Here is a 25,514-nt window from a genome sequence, read left to right on the forward strand (position 1 = left end):
ATGCCGCTCATCAAGCTTCATATCCGCAAGGGCAGGTCGGAGCCCGAGATCACGCTGCTTCTCGACACCGTGCACAGGGTCATGCTGGACGCGTTCGGTGTGCCGGAACGGGACCGCTACCAGATTGTGTTCGAGCACGAGGACACACATTTCCGCGCGCTGGATACCGGCCTCGGCTTTACGCGAACGGATCGCTTCGTCCTTATTGAGGTCGTGTCGCGGCCGAGACCGCGCGTCGAAAAGCTTTCATTTTATGAGAACCTCGGCGTTCAGTTGTCAGAGCGCTGTGGCATCCCGACATCCGATCTTATGGTGTCGTTCGTTGAGAACAGCGATGAGGATTGGTCTTTCGGAGGAGGCGTCGCTCAGTTCGTGACGGGAGATCTTTGACGCCCCAGGCCGGCATCAACAAGCCTGTAGCAGAGAGAATTACCTCCACGTTGGCATCCTGCCAGCGGCCACCTAGAGATTTGGAAGAACTCCGCCAGGCTATCGCCGGCCAGTATGAAAAGCTGCCCAAGCGTTTGGCGCGTGTCGCTCGCCAGATAATGGACAGTCCGGTTGAGGTAGCTCTAGGCTCAGTTGCCTCTATAGCAGCATCTGCGCAGGTGGCGCCTTCAACCCTAATTCGTTTTGCGCAACTTTTAGGATTCGATGGCTTTAGTGCGCTGCAGGAGATTGTACTGCAGGCTGTCAGAGGAAAGTTAACCTCGCGTCTTAGCTCCAGGTCTATCAAGACCGAAACAGAGCTGTCGGAGCCTGGAAAACGTCTTCTCCACGACGCCATTGCTGCAGGCCATCTAGCGCTGGAAACTATGTCGGAAGGCATCAGTGCAGATGAAATTGAAACCGCGTCACGCATTTTGACTGACGCCAACTGCATTTTTATTTTCGTCGGGAAAGGTATGCTTCCGGTTGCATCATTCATCCGAAATTGTCTGACAAGCGTACAGATTCGCTCCGTTCTTGTGGAAGATGGACGAACCAACGACGTGATCGATTTCGCGACCAACCGCGATGCAGCTATCGCTATTGGTCGCGGCGAATTTGCGGAAGGAACAAGCGACGTGCGAAAACTAAAGCAGCTTGCCTTGCCACTGATAGTTTTTACCGATTCGGAGTTTTCGCCGCTCGCGGCAATGGCCTCAGTGAGCTTCAACGTGATCGAGGCCGGTGAAGGGGGGGTGCTTCGCATCACCGCGGCGATAGCGCTTAGCGAGGCTCTGGCGATGTCCACCGGCAATGTTCCGCAGCGCAGGGTGGATGAGAGGCGCTAGTTGGGCTTCTCGACCAGGCCCGCCTCGTGAAATGTAATGTTGAGAGCATTCCTGATCCCGTCGAGCGTTTGCATAGTCTGTAGCGATGCGTCAAGTGGGCGCGCTGAGCATTCGAGCTTGCCTTGCGTAATTGCCCATGCCACCTGCGCGGCCTCATAGAAGATCCCCTCATCATGCGCGCCGCGCGGTTCATCGTAGCGCAGCCGGATAGTACCGTCGCGCGACCAGACCTCGAAGGCACCGGGCAAGTGAAACTCCGTTTCGAACCGGATTGACCCCTTCGTACCGATAATAGCGGCGTTAGTGGGCGTAAATCCGTAAAGCGAGGTCGACATTGTTCCGAGTGCTCCCTGATGGTTGGCTAAAACCACGGAGAGTTGTCCGTTGACGCCTGCGCGGTCTGGTACGGCCAGACCGACAATCTTCTGGGGAACGCCGAGCAGCTTCGTTAACAGTGATACGGGGTAGGTACCGAGATCAAGGAGCGGGCCGCCGGCAAGCCGCGCGTCGAATATCCGGTGATCGCGGGGCAAATATTCGCCATATTCGGTGAAGACAGAGGAAATGTCGCCGATCATCCCCAGGTCGAGCACCTGCTGCAAGACGTCGAATTTCGGCAGGAAGTAGGTCCATAACGCTTCGGCGAAAAAAACGCCTTTCCGGCGCGCTGCGGCCACCATGGCGTCTGCCTGTTCCAGATTGAGCGCAATCGGCTTTTCGACAAGGACATGCTTTCCTGCGTTGATAGCGAGGAGGGCATGATCGTGGTGCAGGTTATGGGGTGTGGCGATGTAGATCACATCGATATCATCGGCGTTGGCAAGGGCGTCGTAGCTATCAAAGACCCGCTCGATTCCCCATTTTGCCGCGAAGATTTCCGCCGTACCCAGCGATCGCGAGCCAATGCCAACAATGTTTTGACGCGTGTGCGCCTTGACCGACCTTACAAAGGTCTCAGCGATCCAGCCAGAACCAAGAATACCCCACCTCAGCGGCGGCGCATCCATGGCGGGCAGGGTCCGTGCGGCAGGCAGGTTTTTTGGAAACGACATGATTTTGTTCCTCTAAGATGCAGGCGAGGACATCAGCGATCTGGACTTGCAGATCGTACTGCGCCTCTCGCTCAACCGGCGACCTTTTGCCAGCGTTCCGTCTCAACAGACCGTTCCATGGCATCGATGATCCGCTCGTTGGCAAGGCCGAACTCGAAGTTGGGGAAGCAGTCAGTCCCCCTGGCAATTCCTTCAATGAGGTCCCGGACCTCGATAACCTTGACGTCGAAATATCCAAGACCACCGCCTGCAAAATCAAACCCGAAGAAGGCCGAGAACTGCGGCACCTGACTGCCTGCATAAATCGTCTTGAAGCCGCGGTCTGGCTTCGGGTCGTTGAAGCGCGAGATCTTCAGTTCGTTGAACCGCTCACCGTCCATGATGATCGTGCCCTCCGTTCCCGATACTTCCCAATAGACGCCAAAAACCTTGCCCGCTGCGACGCGCGAGGCTTCAATCGTCCCGCCTGCGCCGTTCTTGAAACGGATGAGCGTCTGAATCTGATCCTCATTTTCGACAACCGCACGCGGTGCGTCGCTCACAGCAGTCGCGCCATAACCGGATCCACCTTGCGGAACCGGCCGTGTGGGAAAAAAAGTCTGGGTCTGCGCGATAACCGATTCGACATCGCCCATAAGATACTGTGCGACCGAGATGACATGGCTTCCGAGGTCGCCGAGCGCGCCGGAGCCCGCTTCCTTACGCGTGCAGCGCCAGGAGAACGGTAGATCTGGATCGTTGAAGAAGCCTTGGTCGAACCAGCCGCGGAACCGCATCGGTATGCCGATATCGCCTCTGTCAATCAGGATCTTTGCCAACATGGCAGCAGGCGTCTTGATATTGTTAAAAGCGACCATGGTCTTAACGCCCTTGATCTTCGCAGCCGCGGCCATTTCCTTCGCCTGCTGAAGAGTGACCGACAGCGGCTTCTCGCAATAAACGTGTTTGCCGGCACCAATCGCGGCCAGTGCCATTTCATGGTGCATGGCATTGGGCGATGTAATATCAACGACGTCAATTTCGGGATCCGTAACAAGCGTGCGCCAGTCACCGGTGCTGCGCTCAAAGCCGTACCGGGCGGCGGCCTGGGCGGCCAGTTCCTCCGTCGCATCTGCCAGGAGGACGAGGCGGGGAACGGCAGGAAGGTCGCGATAGAGCATGGCGGCACGGCGATAGGCGTCCGCATGAGCCTGACCCATAAATCCCGAGCCGATCAAGCCTATATTGAGGGTTTTCTTGCCCATTGGATTTTTCCTTCGTTACAATGTTCAGGCTGAAAATATTTTGGCGATGTGATTGATGGCGGCCGTGACGGCCGGAAGAGGCGGTACGGCGGCCGGATCCTGCTCCGCCTCGACCACCATCCAGCCCCGATAGCCGCTTTTCCGGACGTAGGCAGCGAGCGGGGAGAAATCGACCATGCCGTCCCCCGGAACGGTGAACATGCCTCTGCGGACGGCATCATTGAAACTCAGGTCCCCGTCACGCACGGCGACCATCACCGAAGCGCGGATATCCTTTAGGTGGATGTGCACAATGCGCTCCGCGAAACGCTCGATGAGGCGCACGTAGTTGAAGCCTGCCGCCGCGGCGTGACCGGTGTCGAGCAACAGCCCGACCTCCGGTCCCGTTCTGTCGAAAAGAGCGGAGATTTCATCGAAGGTCTCGGCCACCATCATCAGATGATGGTGGTAGGCGAGCGTCAGTCCGTATTCTCCCTTTAGCCGCCTGCCGAATTCAGTCAGACGCGCTGCGTAGGCGGTGATCTCCTCCTTCGGCATGACAACGCGGGACGACATTGCGACGTCCAGTGGCGCGCCAGACGCCATCATCGCTGTCTCTCCATAGACAAGGACCGCCGAGCCCACGGCGCGCAGGAGGGAAGCATGGGCAGCTACAGCCGCCATTTCGCTTTCGACGTCAGCTTGAGCCAGCTGTCCGGAATGTCATCCTGAAGCAAGCGCGAGGCTGCGGCTCTCAAGGAGCGGGGCAAGCAATTCATGCCGACGCGGCATCTTTCTCCCGAGCTCTACCCCTTGGTAGCCGGCAGCAGCGGCGTCGTCGAGGCATGTCTCTAGCGGGATATCGGCGCCGAGATCTTCCAGAACATCATTGGCCCAGGAGAGCGGGCTGACGGCAAGGCGAACGCCATCGGGAAGAGTGGTCAATCTGTCGTTCATGATGGTTTGTCTCCAAAGGGATGGGGGCGATGTTCAAGGGCGCCAGTCCGATCCAATCCGGACGGGATGGCCGCTTGTCATGGAGACAATGGCGGCCTCGGCAATACGCTGTGCCTCAAGCCCGTCGCGAATGGTGGCGAGCGGGGATAGTCCGGTCTCAAGCAGCGCGATGAAGGCCGCCATCTCGTTGCGATAGGCGTCGGCGAAGCGCTCGATGAAGTAGTTCATTGGGCCCGAGGCGCGAAAGCCATGTGCATCCGCGATGGTGACGCCGCGTTGTGGGCGATTCTCGACATAGAGAACTTCCTTGCTGCAAAGCGCTTCGAGCCGCTGGTCGTAGCCGAAAGGCGCGCGGCGGCAGTTGATCATCTGCACGAAGCGTCCAGAGACGGAGGTGAGCGTCACCATGGCCGTATCGATGTCGCCGGCAGTGCCGATCCCCGCATCGATCAGGCAGTTACCGACCGCATAAACGGTGTCGATTTCCTCCCCCAAAATGTAACGGGCCATGTCAAAGTCGTGGATCGCCTGATCGCGGAACATGCCGCCAGACCGCTCGACATATTCGCGCGATGGCGGCGAAGGGTCGCGGGTATGCATGACAATGTGTTCTAGTTTGCCAGCTTCGCCACTGGCGATCCGTTCGCGCACATAGCGGAAATCTGGGTCGTAGCGCCTTTGGAATGCAAGTAGGCACGGTACGCCAGCCGCCTCCACTGCCTGCGTGACTGCTTCCACGGTTTTAAAATCGAGGCTGACCGGCTTTTCGCAGAAAATAGCTTTGCCGGAGTGCGCGGCTCTAAGCAGTAGGTTTGCATGCGTGTCGGTGGAACTCGCGATAACAATTCCGTTGATTGAAGGATCTAAAAACACGGTCTCTTCAGTGACGATCTTTGCAGAGAGCCGGGTCGCTAAGGCGGTCCGCTGTGCGCTTTCAACCGGATCGACCAGATACTTAACATTTATCGATGGGAGGGCTGCCGCGTTCATCGCATGCACGTGGCCTATCCGACCCGCACCAAATACGGCGAGATTGGTCATTTATTCCTCCCAAGTGTTAGCGAAGCGGTTGCACCGCCTCCATCCCGTTGCGCAAACTGTAGCGCGCTGCTAATGGGGAAAAAACGTCAATCTTGACGAGATTTCTTCAAACTCGGGAGGCATAGTGGGCAAGGTAACGGCTCGTGATTTAGCGGCATCTGCCGGCGTTTCGCTTTCGACCGTGGATCGTGTTCTCAACGGCCGTGGTGGTGTCAGTGAAGACAAGGAGCAGCGCGTGCTTCTCTGGGCGCGCAAGCTGAAGATCGACCGAGTGCTTAACCATCAGTCCGCGAGAACGCTGCATATCGCTGTGCTGCTCCAGTCTCGCGTCAACCCTTATCATGCAGCAGTACAGGATGGTTTCGAAGCCGCGAACCGTGAACGAGCGCAATATAATTTTCAGTTCCAGATTTATCACATAGATCCGTCGCGACCTGAAGCCACGGCAGTGCTTATTACCGCACTGTCGTTTCGTTGCGATGCACTCGTCATCATCAGCCGGCAAAACGAAGAGATAGCTGCAGCTTTGAGGGCTTTCGGCAGGGGCGGGAAACCTGTTCTGACGTTGGCGACCGATTTGCGCAACACCGAGCGTCTCGCCTACGTGGGTGCAGACAACCGAAAGGCTGGGCGCCTCGCAGGTGACCTCATGGGCCGGCTGCTGGGAAAGGAAGGTGGCGAGATAGTCGTCATTGCCGGCATGCTCTCGATGATTGGCCATGAGGAGCGTGAAATGGGGTTTCGTGCCGTGCTGCGCGAGCGGTACCCCTCCTGCCATGTCGCCGAGGTTCTGGAGAGCATGGAACACGGGGAAAAAGCCGGCGATCTCGTCTTTAACGCACTCAAGAGCAATCCCCGCATTCGAGGCATCTACAATGTGTCGGCAGGCGCGCAGCCCGTTGTTAATGCCATGAAGAGGCTAAACAAGATCCACGATGTCGTCTTCGTGACGCATGAGTTAACGGAAGATCGCCGCTCTCTAATGCGCCAGGGCCTGATCGACGTGATCCTCGACCAGAACCCAGCGCTCGAAGTAAGTACAGCGATCGAGGTGTTGGCCGCGCATTTCGGTCGTAGGGAAGCGCCGCCCGCATCGATCCTGACAGATACAAGAATTTTCATGATCGAAAGTTTGTGAGAACGTTCATCGGCGGCGGACCATCATAGCCATCAGAAAATAAGCGACGGAAGGTTCCATAAATGGGCGTTACGCCCCTCGGCAATTACGGGGTCGCGGTTCAGATCCGTTCAAACGCAAGTAGTGATCTCAGTCTCTTCCAAGCTTCCCTATCAGCACACGGTTACCCTCGCGGTTGCCGCAGGTACACCGGAGCTTGCTACCCATGTACCTAAGGTATTGATTCCCATAGCGTTGGATAAATGCGCTTTTGTCCAGCCAAACAGTCTTCCCGCATATTCCGCATTTGGCTCCCAGCACTTCCCATTCCTTCAAGATCCGGATGGTGTCAAAATCGTAGCCATCGAACTCCCGAAAAATTGCAGGTTGAAATGGCGCCAACTCAACGCCGCGACGGTGTCTCATTTTCAAGCCTCCCGCTGGAAGTGGGGCTGCCATCCTTGAGCGAAAAAGCTACTGAGGATGCCGGGCGCCGTCGGAAGCTCGTTCTGTTCGAACGTGGCGTCCTCAATCACGGCGCGAAGCGCAGCGATCGCATCCCGCCCGTAAGCGGCAACCAAGTCTCTCACCAAGCATTCTTCGGACAAATCAATATCTTCATGGCAACCAATAGCTGACACGTCGGCACTCCCCAAAATGTAAGACACAATCCCAATCGCGGAATATGTTCCTATTTTGTTCCCTGCCGCTGAGAGAGTCAATCGGGCCTAAAAAAAATGTTTCGGCACGAACTTTTCCTCGAAGTCCGGCAAGATTTCTCAACAACCTGTCAACAACCTGATAGTGTGCCGCCAAGGGTGGTGACGCGATTGAGCGTCAGGGTTGGGGGTACGTCGTGGACGTTCGGAGCGAGGAATACGTAAAGCTGGACATCAATGTTCCAACTTCGTTTCTCCAATTTTTGGCAGACACAATAGTCCGTCTCGGGTTCCTGTATCCGGCGGCCCGTTTCTTCGTTGAAGCAAACCAAGTAGCGATCGAATGCCCCACAGAGGATGCTAACGCGATCCGACGCGATTTAAATTTCGGTTTGTATCGGCAAAAGGTCTACAGCGACAATCTTGCGCTTCGGACAAGGGTCATGGAAGGTGTGATGGGCAAATGACGGTGTTTCCGTTGAGATTCCGGCACGCTGCAGGCGAGGGCTTGTTGTTCGCAGATGATGCCGGCGCCTACTTCAGGTCTGACGAAGCTTTCCTAGAACGGTATGCGTATGACCAGCTCAGCGCCCACGACGCTCGATTTCTTTCCGAAAATGGCCATAGCTTCGCGGTAGAGGACGATCTCGATTTCACCGCCTTTGCCTACCGGTGGGCCAGGAGGCTACATGCGCCAACCGGGCGTCGTAACGTTAACCGCGCGGCGATTTGCCTGTGCGATTTTGCGGCATGACCCAAGCCGTTCGTGATCCCATTTATCGCCGCCACCGGTTCCCGGCTGAAGTGATTGCCCAGGCCGTCTGGCTCTATCTTCGTTTTCCGCTCAGTCTGCGGATGGTCGAAGACTTACTGGCGGCGCGCGGGATCATTGTCTCGCACCAGACAGTCCGCCTTTGGGTCGAGAAATTCGGTCGCCACTTTGCCAATGAAATCCGGCGTCGGTCAGCCGGAAAGCTTGGCGACAAATGGTATCTCGATGAAGTCGTCATCTCCATCGGCGGCAAGAAGCACTGGCTGTGGCGGGCCGTTGATCAGGATGGCTTTGTTCTCGATGTGCTGGTGCAGAGCCGCCGTAATACCAAGGCAGCCAAACGTCTTATGCGAAAGCTTCTCAAAGGACACGGTCACGCACCCCGTGTGATGATCACCGACGAACTCCGATCCTACGGCGCGGCCAAACGCGACATCATGCCCGGCGTCGAACACCGTTCGCACAAGGGATTGAACAACCGGGCGGAGAATTCACATCAGCCGACACGACGGCGAGAGCGCATCATGAAGGGCTTCAAGTCAGCTCGACATCTCCAGCGTTTCGTCTCCATCCATGACCCGGTCGCCAATCTCTTCCACATTCCACGCCACGATATCCCGTCCCACCATCACCGTGAACTGAGAACCGCAGCCATGCAAATGTGGAGTGAGGTCGCGCGACTGCAAGCTGCGTGAGAGGAAACGGCACTTGCCAATCTTGGCCGCAGCCCTTTAACTTTACGGTGCCGACAGATGTGCAAAAAACGGGTCATTGGGTTTTTGAGCAGTTCAGCCGCCACCAGCTACAGTGCCCGCGCCCCGGCGTTCCGGGGCATCACCCAATGATTTGCCCCGCTCCGGCCGGCTTTTTTGTCTCGACAGGGAGGGGCAGCCTTGCTTGCATATATAAGAACTGATATCATTCGCAGCAGTTAAAGGAGGTGCAATACCATGGCATCTATCACGATCCGAAACGTGCCCGACGAAGTGCATCGGGCGCTTCGGGTGCGCGCTGCTCAGCACGGTCGCAGCGCCGAGGCGGAAATTCGCATCATCCTGGAACAGGCCGCCAAGCCGGAAGGCCGAGTCAAACTCGGCAGCCTGCTCACACAAATAGGCCAGGAAGTCGGCGGCTTCGATCTGACGATCGAGCGAGACCGCACCCCGTCGCCGCCGGTGAGCTTTGAATGATCCTGCTCGATACCAACGTCATTTCCGAGCCGCTCAAGTCGCAACCCGATCCACGGGTGGCCGCATGGATCGATACGCAGGCCGTCGAAACCCTCTACGTCGCTGCGATCTCACTCGCGGAATTGCGCTACGGCATCGCCGTGCATCCTGACGGCAAGAAGAAACAAGCCGTGCAGGAAAAGCTTGATCGGTTGATGCTGCCTTTGTTCCGGGGCCGCATCATGCCGTTCGATGAAGCCGCCGCCCAGGCTTATGCCGAGCTGCGGGCCGCAGCGGCGAAGAAGGGCAAGGCGATCGGCGATTCAGACGGCTATATCGCTGCCACGGCCAAGGCGAATGGTCTGATGATCGCCACCCGCGACACCAGCCCTTTCGAGGCCGCCGGCCTGACTGTCATCAATCCGTGGGAGGCATCTAATGGCTGAAAAACTAACGCCTTCCGATCCAGCGGCGGCATGACGCGCAACAGTGCGGCGCAAAGATTCGGGGATAGACCATGATCGATTCGAGCATCATCGGGGTGAAGAATCTCAGGGATGGAGACAACATCAAAGACTTCTTCAACAGATTCTATAAAAGTGATCTCGCGCGGGACTTTGGGGTCTATCGTCTGTCACTGGACGTTCTTCGAGAAGAAATCCAAAAGCACATCGTAGAACACGGCCTTTCGGCGCTGTTCTACAACACCGTAACTTGCGACGAGATAATGCATCCGGGGCTTCACAACGATCAAATCGAGGGGATCGTTCTAGGGATTATGCAGAGGTTGGATGGAGTGAAGCACTGACATATGAACGCGTCCTGATAGTCCCGACCGCGCTCATCGCTAAGTTCATCGCATCTGGTGCCTATCTAGAGGCAAATTCCGCTTCCAGCTTCTACGTCGCAGTTACGAGAGCGAAGCGGAGCATTGCGATTGTTCTGGATAAGGCAGGCTCATCTTCGTTGCCTTTCTGGAATCCAACGGGGGCGAAACAGGAGGTACAGGCTGACCCCAGAAATAAATGTTCCAGCCATGAAGGACAAAGCGGACGACGTCGGTCTGGATATTCCGATTAGGCGCCTTCCAACCATGTAACAAGCGCCCGGTTTACTGCCTCTGGCTGTTCAAGCGTTGACCCGTGACCGCACTTCGGAATGATGACGAGGCTGGAGTCGGGGATGGCCGCTGCAATTTCCTCTGACAGAAAAGGAGGTGTGATGGAATCACAGTCGCCAACAAGAACGAGGGTTGGAACGGTAATATCAGCGAGATGCGGACGGCTGTCGGCGCGTCCAATGATTGCCTCTGTCTGCTGTTCAAACCCCTCAACACCAACCGTTAAGCCCATGCGAATATTGACCTCCAGCAAATGCTGATCATCTCGATGGGCAGGGTGCAAGAGTATCGACATTACTTGGCTCAAAAGCTCTTCGAAATCGCCACCTTTAGCTTGAGCTAACATGCCGCGCCGCTGCGCAACTTGCTCTTGGGTGTCCGGCCGAGCAGAAGTATCGAGCAATGCCAGTTTGCTGACTCGCTCCGGTGCCTGACGCATGATCTCCAAGGCGACATATCCGCCCATCGATAGACCGACGAGTGCAAAGCTCGGCGGCGCGTCTCTCAAAATGTTTGTAGCGATTTCCGGCATGGTTGTCCCGGATAGTGTCGATGCTACCGTAACGGGGCCGAACGGCCACAGCGCAGCCATCTGGGGAGCGTAAAGCTCTGCGGAGCACAGCAAACCAGGGATCATAACGATTGGGGTCATTGGAAATTGGTCTCGTTGAGGAAACATAGCGATACGTTATTTTGTGGTGTTGACAGTTTGTGTCAGCAATCTCCGAAGCCCGCGCGCGTAATGTGGTGATGCTCCCTTGCGACGAGACAGCCTCTACATTAGCCGGGGTCTTGGCGCGCGGATGGTTAATCGTGGTGGCGTTGTTTGACTGGTCGAGCGGTCCGGCGAAAATCACAGTCATTCATGGATCCAAATGCAGTAAATTTGTTTAGAAGCCTTGTCGTATCAATGATTTAGAAACTTGATTATCATCCGGCTGCGGTTCGAATGCCATCAAGGCGTCCAACAGCGCAAAGAGATTATCGAGATTTAGCTGGCTGCTATGTTTTTGGCCTCTAGGGCGATTGTGACCGCCAGTACAAGCGCGACGACGCTCGCAGAGACGAAAGCGATAACGAAAGCACCCGTCGCTCTCAGTGTTCCGATTTTGAGATCCTGCATAAGCCATCTTACCTGGGCTTGCGCATACCAGAGTGTAGCCGACGCGATCGTCAGGACCCCGATGGTGAGGCCCTGTTCGTGGGGCATGAACATGAAGTCGAACGCCAAGCCAATCATGAACGCAAAGGGCGCTGCGACATAGCACTGGCTGAAGAACGGTGGACGCAGTGAGTTCCGGGTAATCTTTGTCGACTGATGACGCAGCGCTGTGACTGCCATGCAAAGCGGATAGATCCCGAAGACCACGCCGCGGGCGATAAGCAGGTTTGATCCCGAGCCCAGCTCCTTGGCTGCAGTCGCCGTGTCATATATGGACGGAAAGGCGGCTGATAGGCCCTGTGACAGCAGCAGCGTGATCAGAAGAAAGAGAGGTGGGCTCAGTGTATCTTCGTACTGATCCGCAGGCTCGTCAGTGAGTTCAGCATCGGCATAACGCATCATGGTGAGGGGTCTGACGACAGAGCGCCACATGGTGAGCGGGTAAAACACTAGCCACGACACCAGCTCATAGAGGAGCTCTTCGAGCGACTTAAGCAGTTTCATAAAGTCCAAGGCGACCTCCTGTGCGGCTATAGTCATGTTGATAGCTCGTCTCGTCGGCTTTGCTAATGCCGCAGATCCAGTCTTTAATTCCCTCTGCCAATATCAACCCGGAAAGGCTTTGCAATGCGAATGATCGGATATCTGATGTTTGGTCTTGCGGTGTTGGCTGCTGTGCCTGCGGTTGCCGACGAGGTTAGACGCGCAACCGTGCATTTCTCCAGTGGCTCGTCAGGCTCCACCACTACGTCGAAGCTCAAAGGCTACCAGAGTGTTGAGTGCTCGGTCGGGTAACCGCTGGCTGTTTCAAGCATCCGACAGCGAGCGTGTGCGAGAGTTTCTTGCCAGGTGCCGATGATGGTCGCGTAGGAGCATCCAATTTCTAGTCGATCGAGGGCGGGAATTCATAGGGATCCAGTTGCTGCCCCGAAATTGCCGAAAGTAAATCGCGCAGCAAAGAGATTGATGACAAGCCGCGAGCAAGCGGCCCCTCCGTCGGATCAAACGGCGAACTGATCTCACGTTCCGCTTCTCTCCCCCAAGTTGTTCCAGAAGGCGCGACGCGCAGCGGGATGGGGCGCCGAGAGCCTTTGTAGAAATGGGGTATTCGCTGTCGCGTACAATCGATCGAGACAAATAGCATTGGATGACGTGCCTGCAATGCATCCGCCGCCGCCTTCCAATCAGTCACGAGAGTTCGACCTTTTATCTCTGCGACGATACAGAAATGCTTGGGACAACTATGATCGAAGAGCCAGAAGAAGTCCTCAACGACGCCAAGCGGTCGCGCTACGTCGAAATCGGTATCCAAGACGCTATCCCTTTCATTCTCGTCATCGGATTCTTATTGGCTGTAAGAAAGTGCTTGGATTGCAGTTGACCCAGTGAAGCCTCCGCCGAAACGCGACCACGTTTTGGACATCGCGCCTGCTACAGCCCCGCCACCATGGCGCGGCGATCACGAATCACTGTGGTGGAGACGCTGCTCGCTCACTGCCGTGCCTGACAGCGCTCCTGAGTAATCGCCCAGTCTTCAGTCGGTGGCATTCCAGTCACACGCAAACGGGGGATTGACGAAGCGTTGGTCCTTGGGGAGGGAGGCTATCAAAGAGAGGTCTTCGTCATCCAGCCGGATCGATGCCGCCGCGAGATTGGCCTTTTGGGTCTCGGTTCGTCCAGCCTTCGGGATCGCGATCACCCCGTCCTGGCCAAGGAGCCAGGCGATAGCAACTTGCGACGCGCTAACATTGTGTTTCCGGCCAATCGACTGCAGGGTCGGATCGCTCGCCGCGCGGCCCTGCGCCAAAGGGGCATAAGCGGTCAGCGCAATTCCCTTGGCGCGCAGGTACTGAAGCATGGGCGCCTGCGACAGATACGGATGGTACTCGATTTGATGAACCGCGATCGGAACCTGTATGTCTTCCACAACGTGCCGGATCATTGGCATGTTGAAATTGCACACGCCGATTGCTCTCGCGAAGCCATGTTCACGAAGACGGCCCATGGCAGTCAGGGTCGCCGCAATGTCCATGTCCGCCGACGGCCAATGCACGAGAAAAAGATCGACATAGTCCATCTTCAGCTTTTCGAGGCTAGTCGCGAAGGCTCGCTGCAAAGCACCCGGCGCCAGTTGATCGTGCCAAACCTTGGTCGTGACGAAGAGTTCGCGGCGATGAATACCTGAGCCTGCAATCGCCGTACCGACCGCCGCCTCATTTTCATACATTGCCGCGGTATCAATATGCCGATATCCGAGCGAAAGCGCGCTTTCCACCGCCGGTTGCGCGCCGGCACCCGGCATCCGGAACGTTCCGAGGCCAAGACGAGGTATCGTCACACCTTGCGTTTCGATCGTGTCCATTGGATATTTTCCTTCCACAACAACAAAGCTGGAGATGCAGGTGGGCGCCCCCCTGCATCCTAATCGTTCGATCAGGCGCGATCGTCTGTGTTGTCACCGGCCACGAGTGCGTCCACGACCTGCTGCAGCGAGGTGTTTCCCTTTTCCGCCAGGCGACCGCTGTCCTTGAACTCGATCCAGCTTTCATTGAAGCCGTCGAGCATGCGAATACGCGGCGTCGGGTTCTTCATCCCCTGCGAGCGGAACAGCTCCTCCCAAGTTGCGCGGTTGACAATTTCGACCTTCACCGGCCTGTTGAGCGCCACTGCGAAGGCTTGCGCGAGGTCATCTGGCGATACCCGTTGAGCAGCCTCCAACTCGACGACGCGTTTTCCGGTCCAATCCTGCTGGATCAGCTCTGCCGCCAGGATGCCGATGTCCTTCGTTGCGATCATCGGGAACTTTTTGTCCGCGGGCTGCAGGAAGCTGTGAAGAATGCCAGTGTCGCGGGCCGTGCCTAAGTCCCAAAGTGCATTTTCCATGAACCATGCGGGTCGGAGGAAGGTGACAGGCAGGTCAAGCTCGTTAAGGGCATTTTCCAGCATCGTGCGCTGGGACAGCAGATTGTCCTCTTTCGCGTCTGCGCCGATCGTCGACAGGCAGAGGACCTTTTTCGGGCGTGCGGTCTTTAGAGCGGCGACGACACTGTCGATCACCTTTTGCGCCTCGGGATAGCCAGGCTCAGGGTCGAACTCGGACGGCGGAAGAATGAAGACGGCCTCAGTGCCGGCAAAGGCCGCCGAAAGCGCCTTTCCGTCTTCCATCTCGGCTAGAGCGACATCGCAGCCGAGAGCGGCCCACGAAGTGCCCTTGGCCTGATCGCGAACGATCGCACGGACGGCTTTGCCGTTGGCGAGCAGAGTCCGCGCAAGAGCGCCGCCGACTTTGCCGGTGATTCCAGTGATTGCGTACATGTCTGATTTTCCATTCAGAAAGAGGAGAGATTAAGCGAGCCCGTCATAGAGCCCGCGTTCGAAGTCGCCGTAGAGAGCAACGACGCGGTCGTCATAGAAAGGAAGAAGCTGCGTAAAGAGGGACCCAGTCACCCGGCGAACCGGATCAATCCAGAAGTAGCAATTGAGTAGCCCAGCCCAGGATGCACTGCCTGCGGAGCGGCCGTGTGGCCCAGCCTCAGTGTTGATGTCGAAAGAGTAGCCCCATTTGTGCTTCTGATCCGGGAACTGATCGAAGCTGTTCGAATAGGCCGGTGCGGCCGACTCCATCTTGCGAACATTCAGATCCCCGATCTGGTTCTGCATCATCATCGCGACGGTCTCAGGCTTGAGGATCTGAACCCCGTTCAACTTGCCTCCATGGAGCAATGCCTGAAGGAGCATCATGTAGTCTTGCGGGGTGCTGTATGCGCCGCCACCGCCCATGAAAAATTCCGGCCTCTGAGGCATCTCGAACGGCATTGCTTTCAAGCCGCCATCAGTCTCTCTGCTGAAACATGTCGCGACACGGCGCTTCTGCTCGCTGCTGATCAGAAATCCCGAATCCTTCATTCCGAGAGGCGCAAAAATGTTCTCCCGGAAATAGACTTCCAACGACTGATCGCTGACAGCTTCGACCAGCTTACCAGTCCAGTCCATGCTGATGCCGTACTGCCATCGTTCCCCCGGCTCGAATTCGAGCGGCACATTGAAGGCGGCGTTCTGGCAGGTTGCGATATCGGGTAAACCGGTGGCGGTCTCGTAGCGCACTATCACATCGCTCCAGTTCGCATAGGTGTAGCCGGAGGTATGCGTCAGAAGGTGATGAACCTTGATTGAGTTCTTGGCGGAACGCAGCTGTGGCTGACCGTTGGCATCAAAACCTACCAGAATTTTGGGTGCAGCAAGCTGCGGCAGGTATTTCGATGCGTCATCATCCAGCTTGAGGCGGCCCTGCTCAACCAGCTGCATGCATGCTGTCGCTGTGATCGCCTTCGTCATCGACAAAAGCCAAAAGACCGTGTCAGGCCGCATTGCGGTACCGGTGTCCACGTTTGCCTTGCCGAAAAGGCCTTCGTAGACGATTCCCTTCTGCGTTGCAGCCATAGCGACCGCACCAGCGACCGTGCGGTCATTGACTGCCTTCTCTATCGCGGCATCGATCGAGTTAAACTTCGCATTTTTGAGGCGCGGGCTTTGGCTGGCCGCCTGAACAGCGCTTGCCCCAAGACATGCCGCGGCGGCGGCCATGGTGCCGCGTGTCAGCACCGCTCTTCTCGTGATCTCACTCATGATTGTTTACCTTGAATCCAGACGGATCGCGGGTCTGGTAAACCGCTCGCCTTCGAAAGGCTGACGGCGAATACCTACCAACAGCCGAGCCATGCTAAAAGATCATAATAGTCATATTCAAAATGACAAAAAATCACTGTTATTCGTTTTCCCGGAATGCGAAAGCTTTGTCATGAGGTTCGACGGACGTCTTCTTACTGGGGTAAGTGTATTCTTGGCAGTTGCCGACGCCGGCAATTTTGCCAAGGCCGCGGACGTATTGGGAGTGACCCCTTCCGGCATCAGCCGAGCAATCGGACGACTGGAAACAAGGATGGGCGTGCGTCTCTTCGACCGCACACCCCGTTCTGTCGCGCTGACCGAAGAGGGTCGTTTGTTTCGTCTACAAGCGGTGCCGCTCGTGGCGGGCCTGGAAGAAGCGGCTGCGACCGCCTCGGGATCGGCAGCAGCGGTCGGCGGGAGGCTGCGCGTATCGATCGACCCTTGGTTTGCAAGGATGGTATTAGCGCCCCAGCTTCCGCGGTTCACCGAGAAATATCCGGATCTGAAAATCGATCTTATGACGACGAACGCCCGTGACGACATGATGAGCGGGTTCGATGTGGCCGTCCGATTTGGATCGACCAATGCCGGGTCACTCATCGCAAGAAAGCTTCTGGATATCCGCGTCATCACGTGCGCGGCCCCCGCCTATCTCGAGAAATTCGGCGAGCCGGTCCGGCCGGAGGAGATAGGTGGACACGAAGTTATTCTGTTCCGAGACCCCGAGACCGGCCGAGCTTTCCCTTGGGAATTTCATCGAGGTGGTGAAGTTGTCAGCGTAAAAGTCGTCGGCAGGATAATTTTTGACGACCCATCCGCCGCGATCGCCGCCTGCATTGCCGGCCAAGGTATCTTTCAGAGCCTGGAGATCGGTTTGGATCCCTGGCTGAAAGGCGGCGGACTAAGACAAATTCTCAAAGACTGGTCGGACGAACATTATCCCCTCTACGCGTACCATCCAGCGCGCCATCTGCCGCCGGCAAAGGTCAGAGCTTTCCTCGATTTTGTGCAGCAGGTCGCCAAGGAGAAAGCGCGCGACGGCTGAGCGAAAGAAGATGATTGCGGGGGCTGTTAGAGAAATCCTTGTTTTTGCACAACACGGTGCGGTCAGAGCTGCGGACCCTGATTTTCACGCAGATGAATTGAAATATTTGCCCGGGGATACGCAGCTGTGGCCACATACGGCGTATGCGGCGCGGCGTTGGCAACGGTTCAGTTCAGTACGGCACTATCCTTAAGTCGGGGTTTTTTAGTCACTGGAAGGGTCTTCAGTCTCTTAAATCGCCGAGAATTGAAAAACGCGGTTCGATACCTTTTAAGGCGATGAGAGGCCCCGAAAGCGGCCTCCCATTTCACGAAGTTAATCAGACGAGCGCCGTCGTTAGTCAACGGCGAAGTCGGTCGAGAACGAGACGGTGCGCGATTCGGAGAGAATGGCAGCGTCTTGTGCGTGCTTTTTCTCGATCGCGGCGACCGTGTCGCTACCGAGCGGCAGGCGGACCGGCGGATTGGGGGCGTCAGTGAAGGCGATGAGCGCCTCTGCCAGCTTTTGAGGGTTGCCGGGTTGATTATGGCTGAGACCGGCGGTCTATGGTTCGCACCTTGCCGGAAGTGTCTGCATAATCGCCGATGATATTACCGCTGACGGACAAGGATGAGCTGTCGAGGAAGTCGGTGCTGAAATAGCCCGGCTCGATGACGGTGACTTGAATGCCAAGCGGTGCAAGTTCGTCATGTAGAGCCTCGCTCAGCCCTTCGACCGCGAATTTCGTTGGGTAAACATCGAAGCCAGCGACGCCGCGATAGCCGCCGATCGACGAGATATTCAGGATGCGGCCGGAACGTGCCCGGCGCATGAAGGGCAGGACGGCGCGGGTTACGTTGAGGAGGCCAAAGTTGACCTTAGTCAATGCCGGAACTGACTTCTGCCGTCACAGCCAACCCGGCCATACGGCAGGTTCGAGGAAGCTCGAGGGTATTTTAGGATGTTCTTGAAGGGGCTCCCGAGTTATGGCGCGACAATGACAGCAAGAATGAGCCGAGCTTGCTGTCCGGATGCGTGCTCGGCGACGAGGAGGCTGCATTTTTTTGTGACTGCAATCGTCCACATCCTCACAGTTCCAGTTCTGTGGGGTCATCTCGATAGCAGGGGCCGCGAGATCGAAACGAGGTCGTTCCACCAGGGCTCCTCTAGTTGTCTCTATGATCCACTGGATATTCACCCGGGATGCGCTAACTGATCCGACGTGGGGCAGTTTAGGAGAGAAAGTGAAAAAGCTAATATTGGTGTTCACCGCTATAACCAGCTGTATGTCCGCCTCAGCCAGTTACGCCATGCCTGCGGCCGGTCTTTCGGTCGCTCAATCGAACTCGGTTGTTTTGGTTGACCGTGAGTGTGGCCCGCGTCGCCATCTTGGACGCGACGGCCGTTGCATTCGGAATGGCCCACCACCGCCACCGCCGCGTCGCCATCTCAACCATCCGCGCCCTGGCGATGATCGTGGCTTGCCACCACCGCCGCCGCCACCCGGCGACGACAACTAAAAGAGATGGCCCCGCCTAGTCGGGGCCAGACACCGAGCGGCTTCTTCCATCATGTCGTTTGGACCTCAAAACCTATGTGAACACCTTATGAAAACAATGTTCTTGACTATAGGACTGACCATATAAGGCCTTGCTTCGACCGCTTCAGTGGCGGTGCCTGGTACCGTTAGCCCAGCGGGCGTGTCATTGTTCGTGCTGCATGTAGACTATGCTTTCGGGCGAGGCTGACACCTGGGTCCTGACGGGCCGTGCTATTTTAATCGTATGCCACCACCCCCGCCGCGGCGGCACTGGAACGGCTATGACGACGAACCACTGCCTGGTTTCAGGCGCGGGCCACCACCACGGCCACCGCCGGGGTTTGCACCACCGCCCCCAGGCGATTGTTGATGCGCGGCTGGCCCCACTTGTGTGGGGCCAATTCATCGTATATCTCGCGCAACAAGTGCTCCCAGCAACCCTTCTATCCGGATACGTCACGATCCAACTTCACCGGTATCTGCAAGCGTTGGATTAAAACTGATTGGCCACGTGGATAACGTCACGCATCTGCGATGCCTCATGGTGATTGGCCGAATGCCGAGACAGGCCAATTGCCAAGCAACCGACACCTGCCCGCTGGATGCTCGTTTATCGACCGTTGTCCGCAGAGGCAAGGGTGTGATAACCCCAAATGGGTTCGTGAGCTGGTAACGCTTGGCGTTTCCCGTATTGGCCTTTTCTCCCGCTCCATCCATCAGCTGAGCGATCGAGTTGGAGAGCCGCGCAACCCAAAAGATCAATATTTTAGCTTCTCTCGCTACAAGCACGCCAGTTCGAATCCTTTAAAGGCGTGCGTTTCTAGGTAATTTCAAAGCCGCCAAACTCGACAACAAGGTTTGGCGACTTTTCAGAGAGCATCTTTGAGGTTGTCCAATGGGCCAAGGAGTGCAGTACGCGGAGGAACTAACTGCGATGCAACGAGATGCATCAACGGGTGGGTAGAAGGCTGTTTGATGAGCTCGAAGGCCTTGGAAAGCATCCCTTCTACATCTTGCTTCATCATGAACACCGGAAAAGGAAGGAATGAAGCGAAGGGGTCATAGTCAAAGCACCCGACCACCAAATCAGCGAAAAGTTCGTGCGGGTGAGCCGACATGAAACGCAGCAAACCCTCGAAGTTGATAGAAGAGTTGACGAACAATGCCCTTGGAAGTTTCCCCGTACGCTGAAAATATGACTCAAAGGCAATCCGCATTGCGTTCGGAGAGTAGCCGGTAGATTGGGTTCCGTCTTCCACTCCAACGCCGAGCAGTTCACCGCGAGCATCTCGAAACCCTCGTATACGCTCACGCGTGGCGTGATCGTCACGCCCGCCGAACAGAAAGATCTCGTCAGCTCGCAACGGATCGTCCGCAGGGAAGTGCCGAATAATTGCCTCGGTAAGCGTCCTCGCACCCTGATAGTTGTCGCTGATCACCGAGTGGGTCTTCGACCCGGGCAGATCGATATTGACGTGTCTTAACCCTGCGGCTTCGCAGACATCATGCACACCATCAGGGTCGGTGGCACCGCAAATAAACAGCTCGTCGATTGAATAGGATATGAGATCCTCTGCCGTCTCGCGTTCTTCCTGAGGATCGCGACCCGAGCTTACGACAATCGGGCATTGGCCCCGTTGCCGCACGTGCGCTTCAAATGCCTGGGCCATCGACGAAAAATAGCGATTGTCGTAGACCGGAAGCATAAGGCCCACCAAGCCGGACCTGGAGCTGCGAAGGCCTCGTGCCTGGCGGTTGGCGGTATATTGATGCTTGTCGGCGAGGCCGCGAATGAGCGCCGCCGTACTTTCCTTGATGCGCCGCTTTTGCCACGTGCCGTTGAGAACCGCACTGACAGTCGAGGCGGAGATTCCCGAAAGCACAGAGAGATCGTAAATCGTGGCCTTTTTCTTGCTGTCGTCTTTCATGGTCGCTCCTTAATTTTCTCTTATCCTCCGTCCCCTCTTGACGAAAGCCCACATTAGATAGATGATATTTGCACCATCGATTGTGCAAAAAGAAATATCGATTGTGCTTCTGGTGGCCCCATCGGGAAGTGGGGAATGAGGTGGCGAAGGCTTCGGCCGTCGTCAGGGATGAGGAGAGGGCGCCTTCGTGGGCGTCTGCATGTTCCTGCGGGAACTGTGGAGGAGAAATCATGACCAAATTTATCGTTGCCGCGCTGGCCGCGTCGCTGGCGCTTTCAACGGCTGCAGCCGCCTTTGCCGCTGACGCCGGCAAAGTCGGCGTGGTCGTCAAGATTGGCGGCATCCCGTGGTTCAATGCGATGGAAGCCGGCATTAAGGAACAAGGCAAGAAGCTCGGTATTGATGCGACGATGGTCGGTCCAACGAGTTCTGACCCCGCACTGCAGGTTCGCGCCATAGAGGATCTGATTGCCCAGGGCGTGAAGGTCATCGGTGTGGTGCCGAACGACGCTAAGGTTCTGGAGCCGGTACTCACCAAGGCGCGAGAAAAGGGCATCATCGTCATCACCCATGAGTCGCCCAGTCAGAAAGGCGCCGATTGGGACTTCGAACTCGCCTCTTCGAAGGGCTTCGGCGAGGCTTACGGAAAGCTGCTCGCCGACAAGATGGGCGGAAAAGGCGAATACGCGGTATTTGTCGGTTCGCTGACGGTTCCCCTGCACAATGCCTGGGCCGATGCGGCCATTGCCTATCTGAAGAAAAATAATCCGGACATGAAGCTGGTCGGCGATCGCTACGGCGTGGCTGAGGATGTCGACAAAAGTCGCAGCACCGCTTTGGATCTGATCTCCGCACACCCGAATTTGACGGGTTTCTTGGCTTTCGGCAGCCAAGGGCCAATCGGCGCCGGCCGTGCTGTTGAAGAGCGGCGCAAGACCGGCAAGATTTTTGTCCTGGGTCCCTTCTCGCCCGGTCAGGGCGAGAAGCTACTGAAATCGGATGCGATCTCGGGCGGGATTATGTGGAATCCGAAGCAAGCCGGCGAAGTTTTCGTGACGCTCGCCGACAAATTGATGAAGGGCGAGCAACTGAAGGACGGCGATACGATCGAGGGTCTCGGCGTCATCCATCCTGATTTCACCAACCACAACATCATAGTCGACCAGCTTGTCCAGATCAACAAGGACACGGTCGCTGGTCTGGCCGCCATGGGCCTCTAGGACACTTGTTCCTCCCAGCAAGCTGGGCCTGCTTGGGCTGGCCCGGCTCGTTGACCATCCACCAAAACGGGCGAGCACATCTGAATGCATGAGATCGATAGTGCGACTGCGGGCAGCCGACCGCTGCTGTCGCTGCGCGACATCAATATTACGTTTGGCGGCGTCCATGCGTTGAAGAATGTCTCCTTTGATGTGCTGCCGGGCGAAGTCCATTGCCTTGCCGGCGAGAATGGCTCTGGCAAAAGCACCCTGATCAAAATCATCACTGGAGTATATCGTCCGGCGCCTGGGGCAATCATTGAATTCGATGGTCAGGCCTACCCGGATATGTCGCCGGTCACGGCACAGACAAAGGGCATCCAGGTCATTTGGCAAGATCTTGCACTTTTTCCGGAGATGACCGTCGCGGAAAACATTGCCTTCCAGACCGTTCTCGGTCGCTGGCCTCGATTCGTCAATTATCGCCACATGCGGCGGCTGGCATTGAGCGCTCTCAAGCGGCTTGGAGTCGATTTGAATATCGATCTGCCGCTCAAGGAATTTCCCATAGCGCAGAGACAGATCGTCGCGATTGCCCGCGCCCTAGTCGGCGAGGCGAAGATCGTCTTCATGGACGAACCAACCGCGTCGCTGACGCAATCGGAGACCGATCATCTTCTGAATATTGTGCGCACTCTGTCCGCCGACGGCGTTGCCGTCGTCTTTGTCAGTCACCGCCTAGCCGAGGTGCTGGAGATTTCGAGCCGCCTGACCGTCCTTCGCGACGGAGCCCTGGTCGGCGCCTACTCGACGGAGGGCATGACCCAGTCTCGCATCACCGAACTGATGACGGGCAAGAATTTCGACAATCACCTTCGGGCCACCTTGAAAGAAGACCAGCCGACCGTTCTTGAGGTCAAGTCGCTTAGTCGTCGCGGTCAGTTCGAGAATATCTCGCTCACCGTTCGACGCGGCGAAACGCTTGGCATCACCGGGCTTTTGGGCGCCGGGCGGACGGAATTGGCGCTCGCATTGTTCGGCATGAACCGGCCAGACTCCGGCACGGTGACGCTCGAAGGCTCGGTTGTCCGGTTTTCCTCCAATCGGGACGCCATCGATGCTGGAATTGCCTATCTGTCGGAGGACCGTCTGTCTCTTGGTCTCATTCAACCGCAGTCGATTGCCGACAATCTGGTGATCTCGTCACTCTACAAAATCCGATCCGGCGGATTTCTTTCGGACAAAAAGAAGCACGATCTCGTTGCTGGATGGATCCGCGAACTCGGTGTCAAGATAGGGCTTCAGGAAGACGCGATCTCGACGCTCTCAGGCGGTAACCAGCAGCGCATTGCGATTGCCAAGTGGCTGGCGACCGAGCCGAAGCTGCTCATTCTCGATTCGCCGACGGTTGGTGTCGATGTCGGCGCTCGGGCCGGAATTTTCGAGATCGTCGCCAAATTGGCGAAGACCGGACTGGCGATCATTCTGATTTCGGACGAGGTGCCGGAGGTTTATTTCAACGCAGACCGGGTGCTGCACATGGCGAAAGGAGAGATCGTCGGCTCGTTCGATCCGCGGCATTGCTCACTCCAGGAAATCGAGGCGGCTGTTTATGCGTAGTTTTATTCGTACTCACGCGACCGAAAGTGCGCTCATCGGCGTCATTGCCGTCATCTGCATTTATCTGTCGTTCGCCACCGATAATTTTTTCTCGCTCGGCAATACGTTCGATCTGCTCAACACAAGCTCGGTCAACATCATCTTCGCGGTCGGCCTGTTGGTCGTCCTGATCGCCGGTGGCATCGACATATCCTTCGCGGTTAGTGCGTCCGTCGTGCAATACGTCACCGTCATCGCGCTCGGCTGGATTGGCGGCGGCGGCTGGGTGTCTGGGCTCATTATCGCCGGTTCGGTCGGAATTCTCTTGGGCGCGCTCAATGCCTTTCTGATCCATCGCTTCCGCATCATTTCCATCGTTGCGACGATCTCAACCTTCAATATCTATTTTGGCCTGCTGATGTTTCTTACCGGCGGCGTGTCGATCTACAATTTGCCGGATTGGCTGACCAGCCGGGTGGTGCTTTTCGAACACGAGATGCCCAATGGTACCTGGATCGAGATCACGCTTCCGGTTCTCGTCATGGTGCTGTGCGTCATCGCGACCTGGCTGCTGATCACCCGCACGACGATCGGACGCCAACTCTACGCATTTGGCGACAACCCGGAGGGCGCGCGACGGTTCGGCATCAATGTCGGAGCGATGCAGTTCATCGCCTTCGGCTGGCTGGGGCTTATGTCCGGCATCGGCGGCCTTGTCCAGGCGCACTACGCCCAAGAAGTGGTTCCGAACGCTCTGTATGGCCGCGAGCTCGATGTGCTGGCGGCGGTTGTGCTTGGCGGCGCGCGCCTTGGTGGCGGAAAAGGATCGGTGCTTGGCTGCGTGCTGGGGATCCTGATGATCGCCATCATACAAAACGGACTGAACCTGATGGGCGTGTCGCCCTTCGCCTTCAAGATGATCATTGGCGCCATCATTCTGGTAGCCATCACCGTGTCGAACACGCGCATCGATCGGCTCATGCCGTTCCTTCGCAAGGAGGGTAAAACGCAATGACCGCTATCGTTGAAACTTTCCATAGGCGCTTCGGCAAGGAGATGGTTGGACCCTTCCTCGCGTTGATGGCCGTGCTCTTGTTCTTCAGCATCGCGTCGCCGCAGTTTTTAAGCCAGGCGACCTTCGGTTCCGTTGCGTTCCAACTGCCGGAATTGGGGTTGCTAACATTGGCGATGCTTTTGCCGGTTTTGACCGGTGGGCTCAATCTGGCGGTCACGTTCACCGCTAACTTCGCCGGGCTGACCGTCGCCTGGATCCTGCAGGCCAATGGCGGCGTGGATGCCAGCCCCTTCATATTCGCGGTCGGCTGCCTATGTGCGGTCGTAGCCGGCGCTTCCACCGGCTTGATCATGGGCGTCGTCGTGGCATACACGCGGGCGCACCCGATCCTGGTGTCTCTTTCCATGATGATCTTCGTTCGGGGCCTCGGCGAATTCCTCACGCGCGGTGGCGATGTTTCTGGCTTTCCTGATTTTATTCAGCCGCTGGGTCACGGCAGCTGGCTTGGGATTCCCATCCCGCTGATCGTCTTGCTCGGCTGCGTGCTGGTGTGGCACGTGCTGCTGACGCGCACGAAGCTGGGCTTCAACACCTATATGATTGGCTCCAATATCGAGGCCGCCCGCTATTCCGGCGTCAGCACGCGCAGGGTGGTTATCCTGGTCTACACCTTGTCCGGAGCGATGTGTGCCATCGCCGGTATCGTCATGATGGCGCGTTTCAACTCCGTCCGGGTCGGACATGGTGAATCTTACCTGTTGATTACGGTGCTTGCATGCTTTCTCGGCGGCATCAATCCATTCGGCGGTTTCGGCCGGGTCATTCCAGTCTTCGTCGCTCTCGTCGTTTTACAGCTTCTGTCTTCTGGCCTGAACCTGATGGGCGCAAATCAGCATCTGGCAACCGCCGTCTGGGGCCTGCTGCTTGTCGGCGTCATGATCCTTCGATGGGCCGCATCGCAGTACAAAGTTTTCAGCAGCAGAAGAGGTTAG

Annotated in this window: 26 protein-coding genes and 1 pseudogene; 14 read left to right on the top strand and 13 right to left on the bottom strand. The window is 56.9% G+C overall.

Going from position 1 to position 25,514, the window contains the following annotated elements; all coding sequences use genetic code 11:
- Together J5274_RS22065 and J5274_RS22070 are read left to right on the top strand one after the other, a co-directional pair.
- Positions 1–390: a tautomerase family protein gene (locus tag J5274_RS22065; protein WP_219275081.1), complete on the top strand. Its 390-nt coding sequence runs from the start codon at positions 1–3 to the stop codon at positions 388–390.
- Entirely contained in the window at positions 387–1,277 is an 891-nt protein-coding gene (locus tag J5274_RS22070; RefSeq protein ID WP_219275083.1) for a MurR/RpiR family transcriptional regulator, read from the top strand. The genes J5274_RS22065 and J5274_RS22070 overlap by 4 nt, the downstream gene beginning before the upstream one ends.
- On the opposite strand, the gene J5274_RS22075 is transcribed toward J5274_RS22070, so the two are convergent.
- The 5 genes from J5274_RS22075 to iolG all read right to left on the bottom strand — a co-directional run bounded on the left by J5274_RS22075 (position 1,274) and on the right by iolG (position 5,550).
- Positions 1,274–2,329, bottom strand: a complete 1,056-nt coding sequence (locus J5274_RS22075) for a Gfo/Idh/MocA family protein (protein WP_219275085.1) — start codon at positions 2,327–2,329, stop codon at positions 1,274–1,276. The genes J5274_RS22070 and J5274_RS22075 overlap by 4 nt on opposite strands.
- Positions 2,330–2,400: 71 nt before the next feature.
- Positions 2,401–3,546: a Gfo/Idh/MocA family protein gene (locus J5274_RS22080; protein ID WP_219275087.1), complete on the bottom strand. Its 1,146-nt coding sequence runs from the start codon at positions 3,544–3,546 to the stop codon at positions 2,401–2,403.
- A gap of 51 nt (positions 3,547–3,597) precedes the next feature.
- Entirely contained in the window at positions 3,598–4,236 is a 639-nt protein-coding gene (locus J5274_RS22085; RefSeq protein WP_257625689.1) for a TIM barrel protein, read from the bottom strand.
- Between the two features lie 39 nt (positions 4,237–4,275).
- On the bottom strand, positions 4,276–4,509 hold the full coding sequence (locus J5274_RS28940; RefSeq protein WP_257625690.1) for a hypothetical protein: 234 nt from the start codon (positions 4,507–4,509) through the stop codon (positions 4,276–4,278).
- A 33-nt stretch (positions 4,510–4,542) separates the two neighbouring features.
- Positions 4,543–5,550 (bottom strand): inositol 2-dehydrogenase, encoded by a 1,008-nt coding sequence (gene iolG / locus J5274_RS22090; RefSeq protein WP_219275089.1) that lies wholly within the window; start codon positions 5,548–5,550, stop codon positions 4,543–4,545.
- A gap of 124 nt (positions 5,551–5,674) precedes the next feature.
- Here iolG and J5274_RS22095 point away from each other — a divergent pair, with 124 nt between their 5' ends.
- The 7 genes from J5274_RS22095 to J5274_RS22125 all read left to right on the top strand — a co-directional run bounded on the left by J5274_RS22095 (position 5,675) and on the right by J5274_RS22125 (position 10,075).
- A complete protein-coding gene (locus J5274_RS22095; protein WP_219275091.1) occupies positions 5,675–6,688 on the top strand; it encodes a LacI family DNA-binding transcriptional regulator in 1,014 nt (337 codons plus the stop codon).
- A 371-nt stretch (positions 6,689–7,059) separates the two neighbouring features.
- Positions 7,060–7,305, top strand: coding sequence for a hypothetical protein (locus J5274_RS22100; RefSeq protein ID WP_219275093.1), 246 nt, complete (start codon positions 7,060–7,062; stop codon positions 7,303–7,305).
- A 484-nt stretch (positions 7,306–7,789) separates the two neighbouring features.
- Positions 7,790–8,080 (top strand): hypothetical protein, encoded by a 291-nt coding sequence (locus J5274_RS22105; RefSeq protein WP_219275095.1) that lies wholly within the window; start codon positions 7,790–7,792, stop codon positions 8,078–8,080.
- The gene (locus J5274_RS22110) at positions 8,077–8,793 is read left to right on the top strand and encodes an IS6 family transposase (protein ID WP_219275096.1); all 717 of its coding nucleotides are present in this window, start codon (positions 8,077–8,079) and stop codon (positions 8,791–8,793) included. Before J5274_RS22105 ends, J5274_RS22110 begins: the two co-directional genes overlap by 4 nt.
- Positions 8,794–9,048: 255 nt before the next feature.
- Positions 9,049–9,288, top strand: a complete 240-nt coding sequence (locus J5274_RS22115; protein ID WP_209186126.1) for an Arc family DNA-binding protein — start codon at positions 9,049–9,051, stop codon at positions 9,286–9,288.
- Positions 9,285–9,713 carry a type II toxin-antitoxin system VapC family toxin gene (locus J5274_RS22120; protein WP_209186127.1) on the top strand — a complete coding sequence of 143 codons (429 nt, stop codon included), beginning with the start codon at positions 9,285–9,287 and terminating at the stop codon, positions 9,711–9,713. The genes J5274_RS22115 and J5274_RS22120 overlap by 4 nt, the downstream gene beginning before the upstream one ends.
- Before the next feature lie 71 nt (positions 9,714–9,784).
- Positions 9,785–10,075 (top strand): hypothetical protein, encoded by a 291-nt coding sequence (locus tag J5274_RS22125; protein WP_219275098.1) that lies wholly within the window; start codon positions 9,785–9,787, stop codon positions 10,073–10,075.
- Between the two features lie 268 nt (positions 10,076–10,343).
- Here J5274_RS22125 and J5274_RS22130 read toward each other — a convergent pair whose 3' ends face one another.
- The 6 genes from J5274_RS22130 to J5274_RS22155 all read right to left on the bottom strand — a co-directional run bounded on the left by J5274_RS22130 (position 10,344) and on the right by J5274_RS22155 (position 16,175).
- Positions 10,344–11,039: an alpha/beta fold hydrolase gene (locus tag J5274_RS22130; RefSeq protein ID WP_209207002.1), complete on the bottom strand. Its 696-nt coding sequence runs from the start codon at positions 11,037–11,039 to the stop codon at positions 10,344–10,346.
- A gap of 339 nt (positions 11,040–11,378) precedes the next feature.
- Complete coding sequence (locus J5274_RS22135) at positions 11,379–12,053, bottom strand: permease (RefSeq protein WP_224128900.1); 675 nt, start codon at positions 12,051–12,053, stop codon at positions 11,379–11,381.
- A gap of 379 nt (positions 12,054–12,432) precedes the next feature.
- Positions 12,433–12,861, bottom strand: a complete 429-nt coding sequence (locus J5274_RS22140) for a hypothetical protein (protein WP_219275099.1) — start codon at positions 12,859–12,861, stop codon at positions 12,433–12,435.
- Between the two features lie 222 nt (positions 12,862–13,083).
- Complete coding sequence (locus J5274_RS22145; protein WP_209186131.1) at positions 13,084–13,911, bottom strand: aldo/keto reductase; 828 nt, start codon at positions 13,909–13,911, stop codon at positions 13,084–13,086.
- A 71-nt stretch (positions 13,912–13,982) separates the two neighbouring features.
- Positions 13,983–14,864, bottom strand: a complete 882-nt coding sequence (locus J5274_RS22150; RefSeq protein WP_209186132.1) for an NmrA family NAD(P)-binding protein — start codon at positions 14,862–14,864, stop codon at positions 13,983–13,985.
- Positions 14,865–14,894: 30 nt separating this feature from the next.
- The gene (locus J5274_RS22155) at positions 14,895–16,175 is read right to left on the bottom strand and encodes a serine hydrolase (protein WP_209186133.1); all 1,281 of its coding nucleotides are present in this window, start codon (positions 16,173–16,175) and stop codon (positions 14,895–14,897) included.
- A 172-nt stretch (positions 16,176–16,347) separates the two neighbouring features.
- Between J5274_RS22155 and J5274_RS22160 the strand changes: the two genes are divergently transcribed.
- Entirely contained in the window at positions 16,348–17,262 is a 915-nt protein-coding gene (locus J5274_RS22160; RefSeq protein ID WP_219275679.1) for a LysR family transcriptional regulator, read from the top strand.
- 336 nt (positions 17,263–17,598) lie between these two features.
- Here the strand turns inward: J5274_RS22160 and J5274_RS22165 are convergent.
- A pseudogene (locus J5274_RS22165) lies at positions 17,599–18,115 on the bottom strand (SDR family NAD(P)-dependent oxidoreductase); the annotation flags it as partial.
- 1,535 nt (positions 18,116–19,650) lie between these two features.
- Positions 19,651–20,709 carry a LacI family DNA-binding transcriptional regulator gene (locus tag J5274_RS22170; RefSeq protein WP_209186134.1) on the bottom strand — a complete coding sequence of 353 codons (1,059 nt, stop codon included), beginning with the start codon at positions 20,707–20,709 and terminating at the stop codon, positions 19,651–19,653.
- A gap of 230 nt (positions 20,710–20,939) precedes the next feature.
- Here J5274_RS22170 and J5274_RS22175 point away from each other — a divergent pair, with 230 nt between their 5' ends.
- From J5274_RS22175 to J5274_RS22190, 4 genes are all read left to right on the top strand, one after another.
- Entirely contained in the window at positions 20,940–21,929 is a 990-nt protein-coding gene (locus tag J5274_RS22175; RefSeq protein ID WP_209206999.1) for an autoinducer 2 ABC transporter substrate-binding protein, read from the top strand.
- A gap of 84 nt (positions 21,930–22,013) precedes the next feature.
- Complete coding sequence (locus J5274_RS22180) at positions 22,014–23,528, top strand: sugar ABC transporter ATP-binding protein (RefSeq protein ID WP_219275101.1); 1,515 nt, start codon at positions 22,014–22,016, stop codon at positions 23,526–23,528.
- Positions 23,521–24,522, top strand: a complete 1,002-nt coding sequence (locus J5274_RS22185; protein ID WP_219275103.1) for an ABC transporter permease — start codon at positions 23,521–23,523, stop codon at positions 24,520–24,522. Before J5274_RS22180 ends, J5274_RS22185 begins: the two co-directional genes overlap by 8 nt.
- Positions 24,519–25,514: an ABC transporter permease gene (locus J5274_RS22190; protein ID WP_219275104.1), complete on the top strand. Its 996-nt coding sequence runs from the start codon at positions 24,519–24,521 to the stop codon at positions 25,512–25,514. The genes J5274_RS22185 and J5274_RS22190 overlap by 4 nt, the downstream gene beginning before the upstream one ends.

It is taken from the genome of Rhizobium sp. L51/94, assembly GCF_019355555.1.
In the GTDB taxonomy this organism is placed as follows: domain Bacteria; phylum Pseudomonadota; class Alphaproteobacteria; order Rhizobiales; family Rhizobiaceae; genus Rhizobium; species Rhizobium rhododendri.

Excerpts from the sequence above, each read along its gene's own strand:
- J5274_RS22120 (WP_209186127.1), top strand. The coding sequence starts at position 9,285 with ATGATCCTGCTCGATACCAACGTCATTTCCGAGCCGCTCAAGTCGCAA.
- J5274_RS22125 (WP_219275098.1), top strand. The coding sequence starts at position 9,785 with ATGATCGATTCGAGCATCATCGGGGTGAAGAATCTCAGGGATGGAGAC.
- J5274_RS22180 (WP_219275101.1), top strand. The coding sequence starts at position 22,014 with ATGCATGAGATCGATAGTGCGACTGCGGGCAGCCGACCGCTGCTGTCG.
- J5274_RS22135 (WP_224128900.1), bottom strand. The coding sequence starts at position 12,053 with ATGAAACTGCTTAAGTCGCTCGAAGAGCTCCTCTATGAGCTGGTGTCG.
- J5274_RS22185 (WP_219275103.1), top strand. The coding sequence starts at position 23,521 with ATGCGTAGTTTTATTCGTACTCACGCGACCGAAAGTGCGCTCATCGGC.
- J5274_RS22150 (WP_209186132.1), bottom strand. The coding sequence starts at position 14,864 with ATGTACGCAATCACTGGAATCACCGGCAAAGTCGGCGGCGCTCTTGCG.
- J5274_RS22075 (WP_219275085.1), bottom strand. The coding sequence starts at position 2,329 with ATGTCGTTTCCAAAAAACCTGCCTGCCGCACGGACCCTGCCCGCCATG.
- J5274_RS22130 (WP_209207002.1), bottom strand. The coding sequence starts at position 11,039 with ATGACCCCAATCGTTATGATCCCTGGTTTGCTGTGCTCCGCAGAGCTT.
- J5274_RS22155 (WP_209186133.1), bottom strand. The coding sequence starts at position 16,175 with ATGAGTGAGATCACGAGAAGAGCGGTGCTGACACGCGGCACCATGGCC.
- J5274_RS22170 (WP_209186134.1), bottom strand. The coding sequence starts at position 20,709 with ATGAAAGACGACAGCAAGAAAAAGGCCACGATTTACGATCTCTCTGTG.
- J5274_RS22105 (WP_219275095.1), top strand. The coding sequence starts at position 7,790 with ATGACGGTGTTTCCGTTGAGATTCCGGCACGCTGCAGGCGAGGGCTTG.
- J5274_RS22100 (WP_219275093.1), top strand. The coding sequence starts at position 7,060 with ATGGCGCCAACTCAACGCCGCGACGGTGTCTCATTTTCAAGCCTCCCG.
- J5274_RS22190 (WP_219275104.1), top strand. The coding sequence starts at position 24,519 with ATGACCGCTATCGTTGAAACTTTCCATAGGCGCTTCGGCAAGGAGATG.
- J5274_RS22115 (WP_209186126.1), top strand. The coding sequence starts at position 9,049 with ATGGCATCTATCACGATCCGAAACGTGCCCGACGAAGTGCATCGGGCG.
- J5274_RS22085 (WP_257625689.1), bottom strand. The coding sequence starts at position 4,236 with ATGGCGGCTGTAGCTGCCCATGCTTCCCTCCTGCGCGCCGTGGGCTCG.
- J5274_RS22160 (WP_219275679.1), top strand. The coding sequence starts at position 16,348 with ATGAGGTTCGACGGACGTCTTCTTACTGGGGTAAGTGTATTCTTGGCA.
- J5274_RS22145 (WP_209186131.1), bottom strand. The coding sequence starts at position 13,911 with ATGGACACGATCGAAACGCAAGGTGTGACGATACCTCGTCTTGGCCTC.
- iolG (WP_219275089.1), bottom strand. The coding sequence starts at position 5,550 with ATGACCAATCTCGCCGTATTTGGTGCGGGTCGGATAGGCCACGTGCAT.
- J5274_RS22110 (WP_219275096.1), top strand. The coding sequence starts at position 8,077 with ATGACCCAAGCCGTTCGTGATCCCATTTATCGCCGCCACCGGTTCCCG.
- J5274_RS22175 (WP_209206999.1), top strand. The coding sequence starts at position 20,940 with ATGACCAAATTTATCGTTGCCGCGCTGGCCGCGTCGCTGGCGCTTTCA.
- J5274_RS22065 (WP_219275081.1), top strand. The coding sequence starts at position 1 with ATGCCGCTCATCAAGCTTCATATCCGCAAGGGCAGGTCGGAGCCCGAG.
- J5274_RS28940 (WP_257625690.1), bottom strand. The coding sequence starts at position 4,509 with ATGAACGACAGATTGACCACTCTTCCCGATGGCGTTCGCCTTGCCGTC.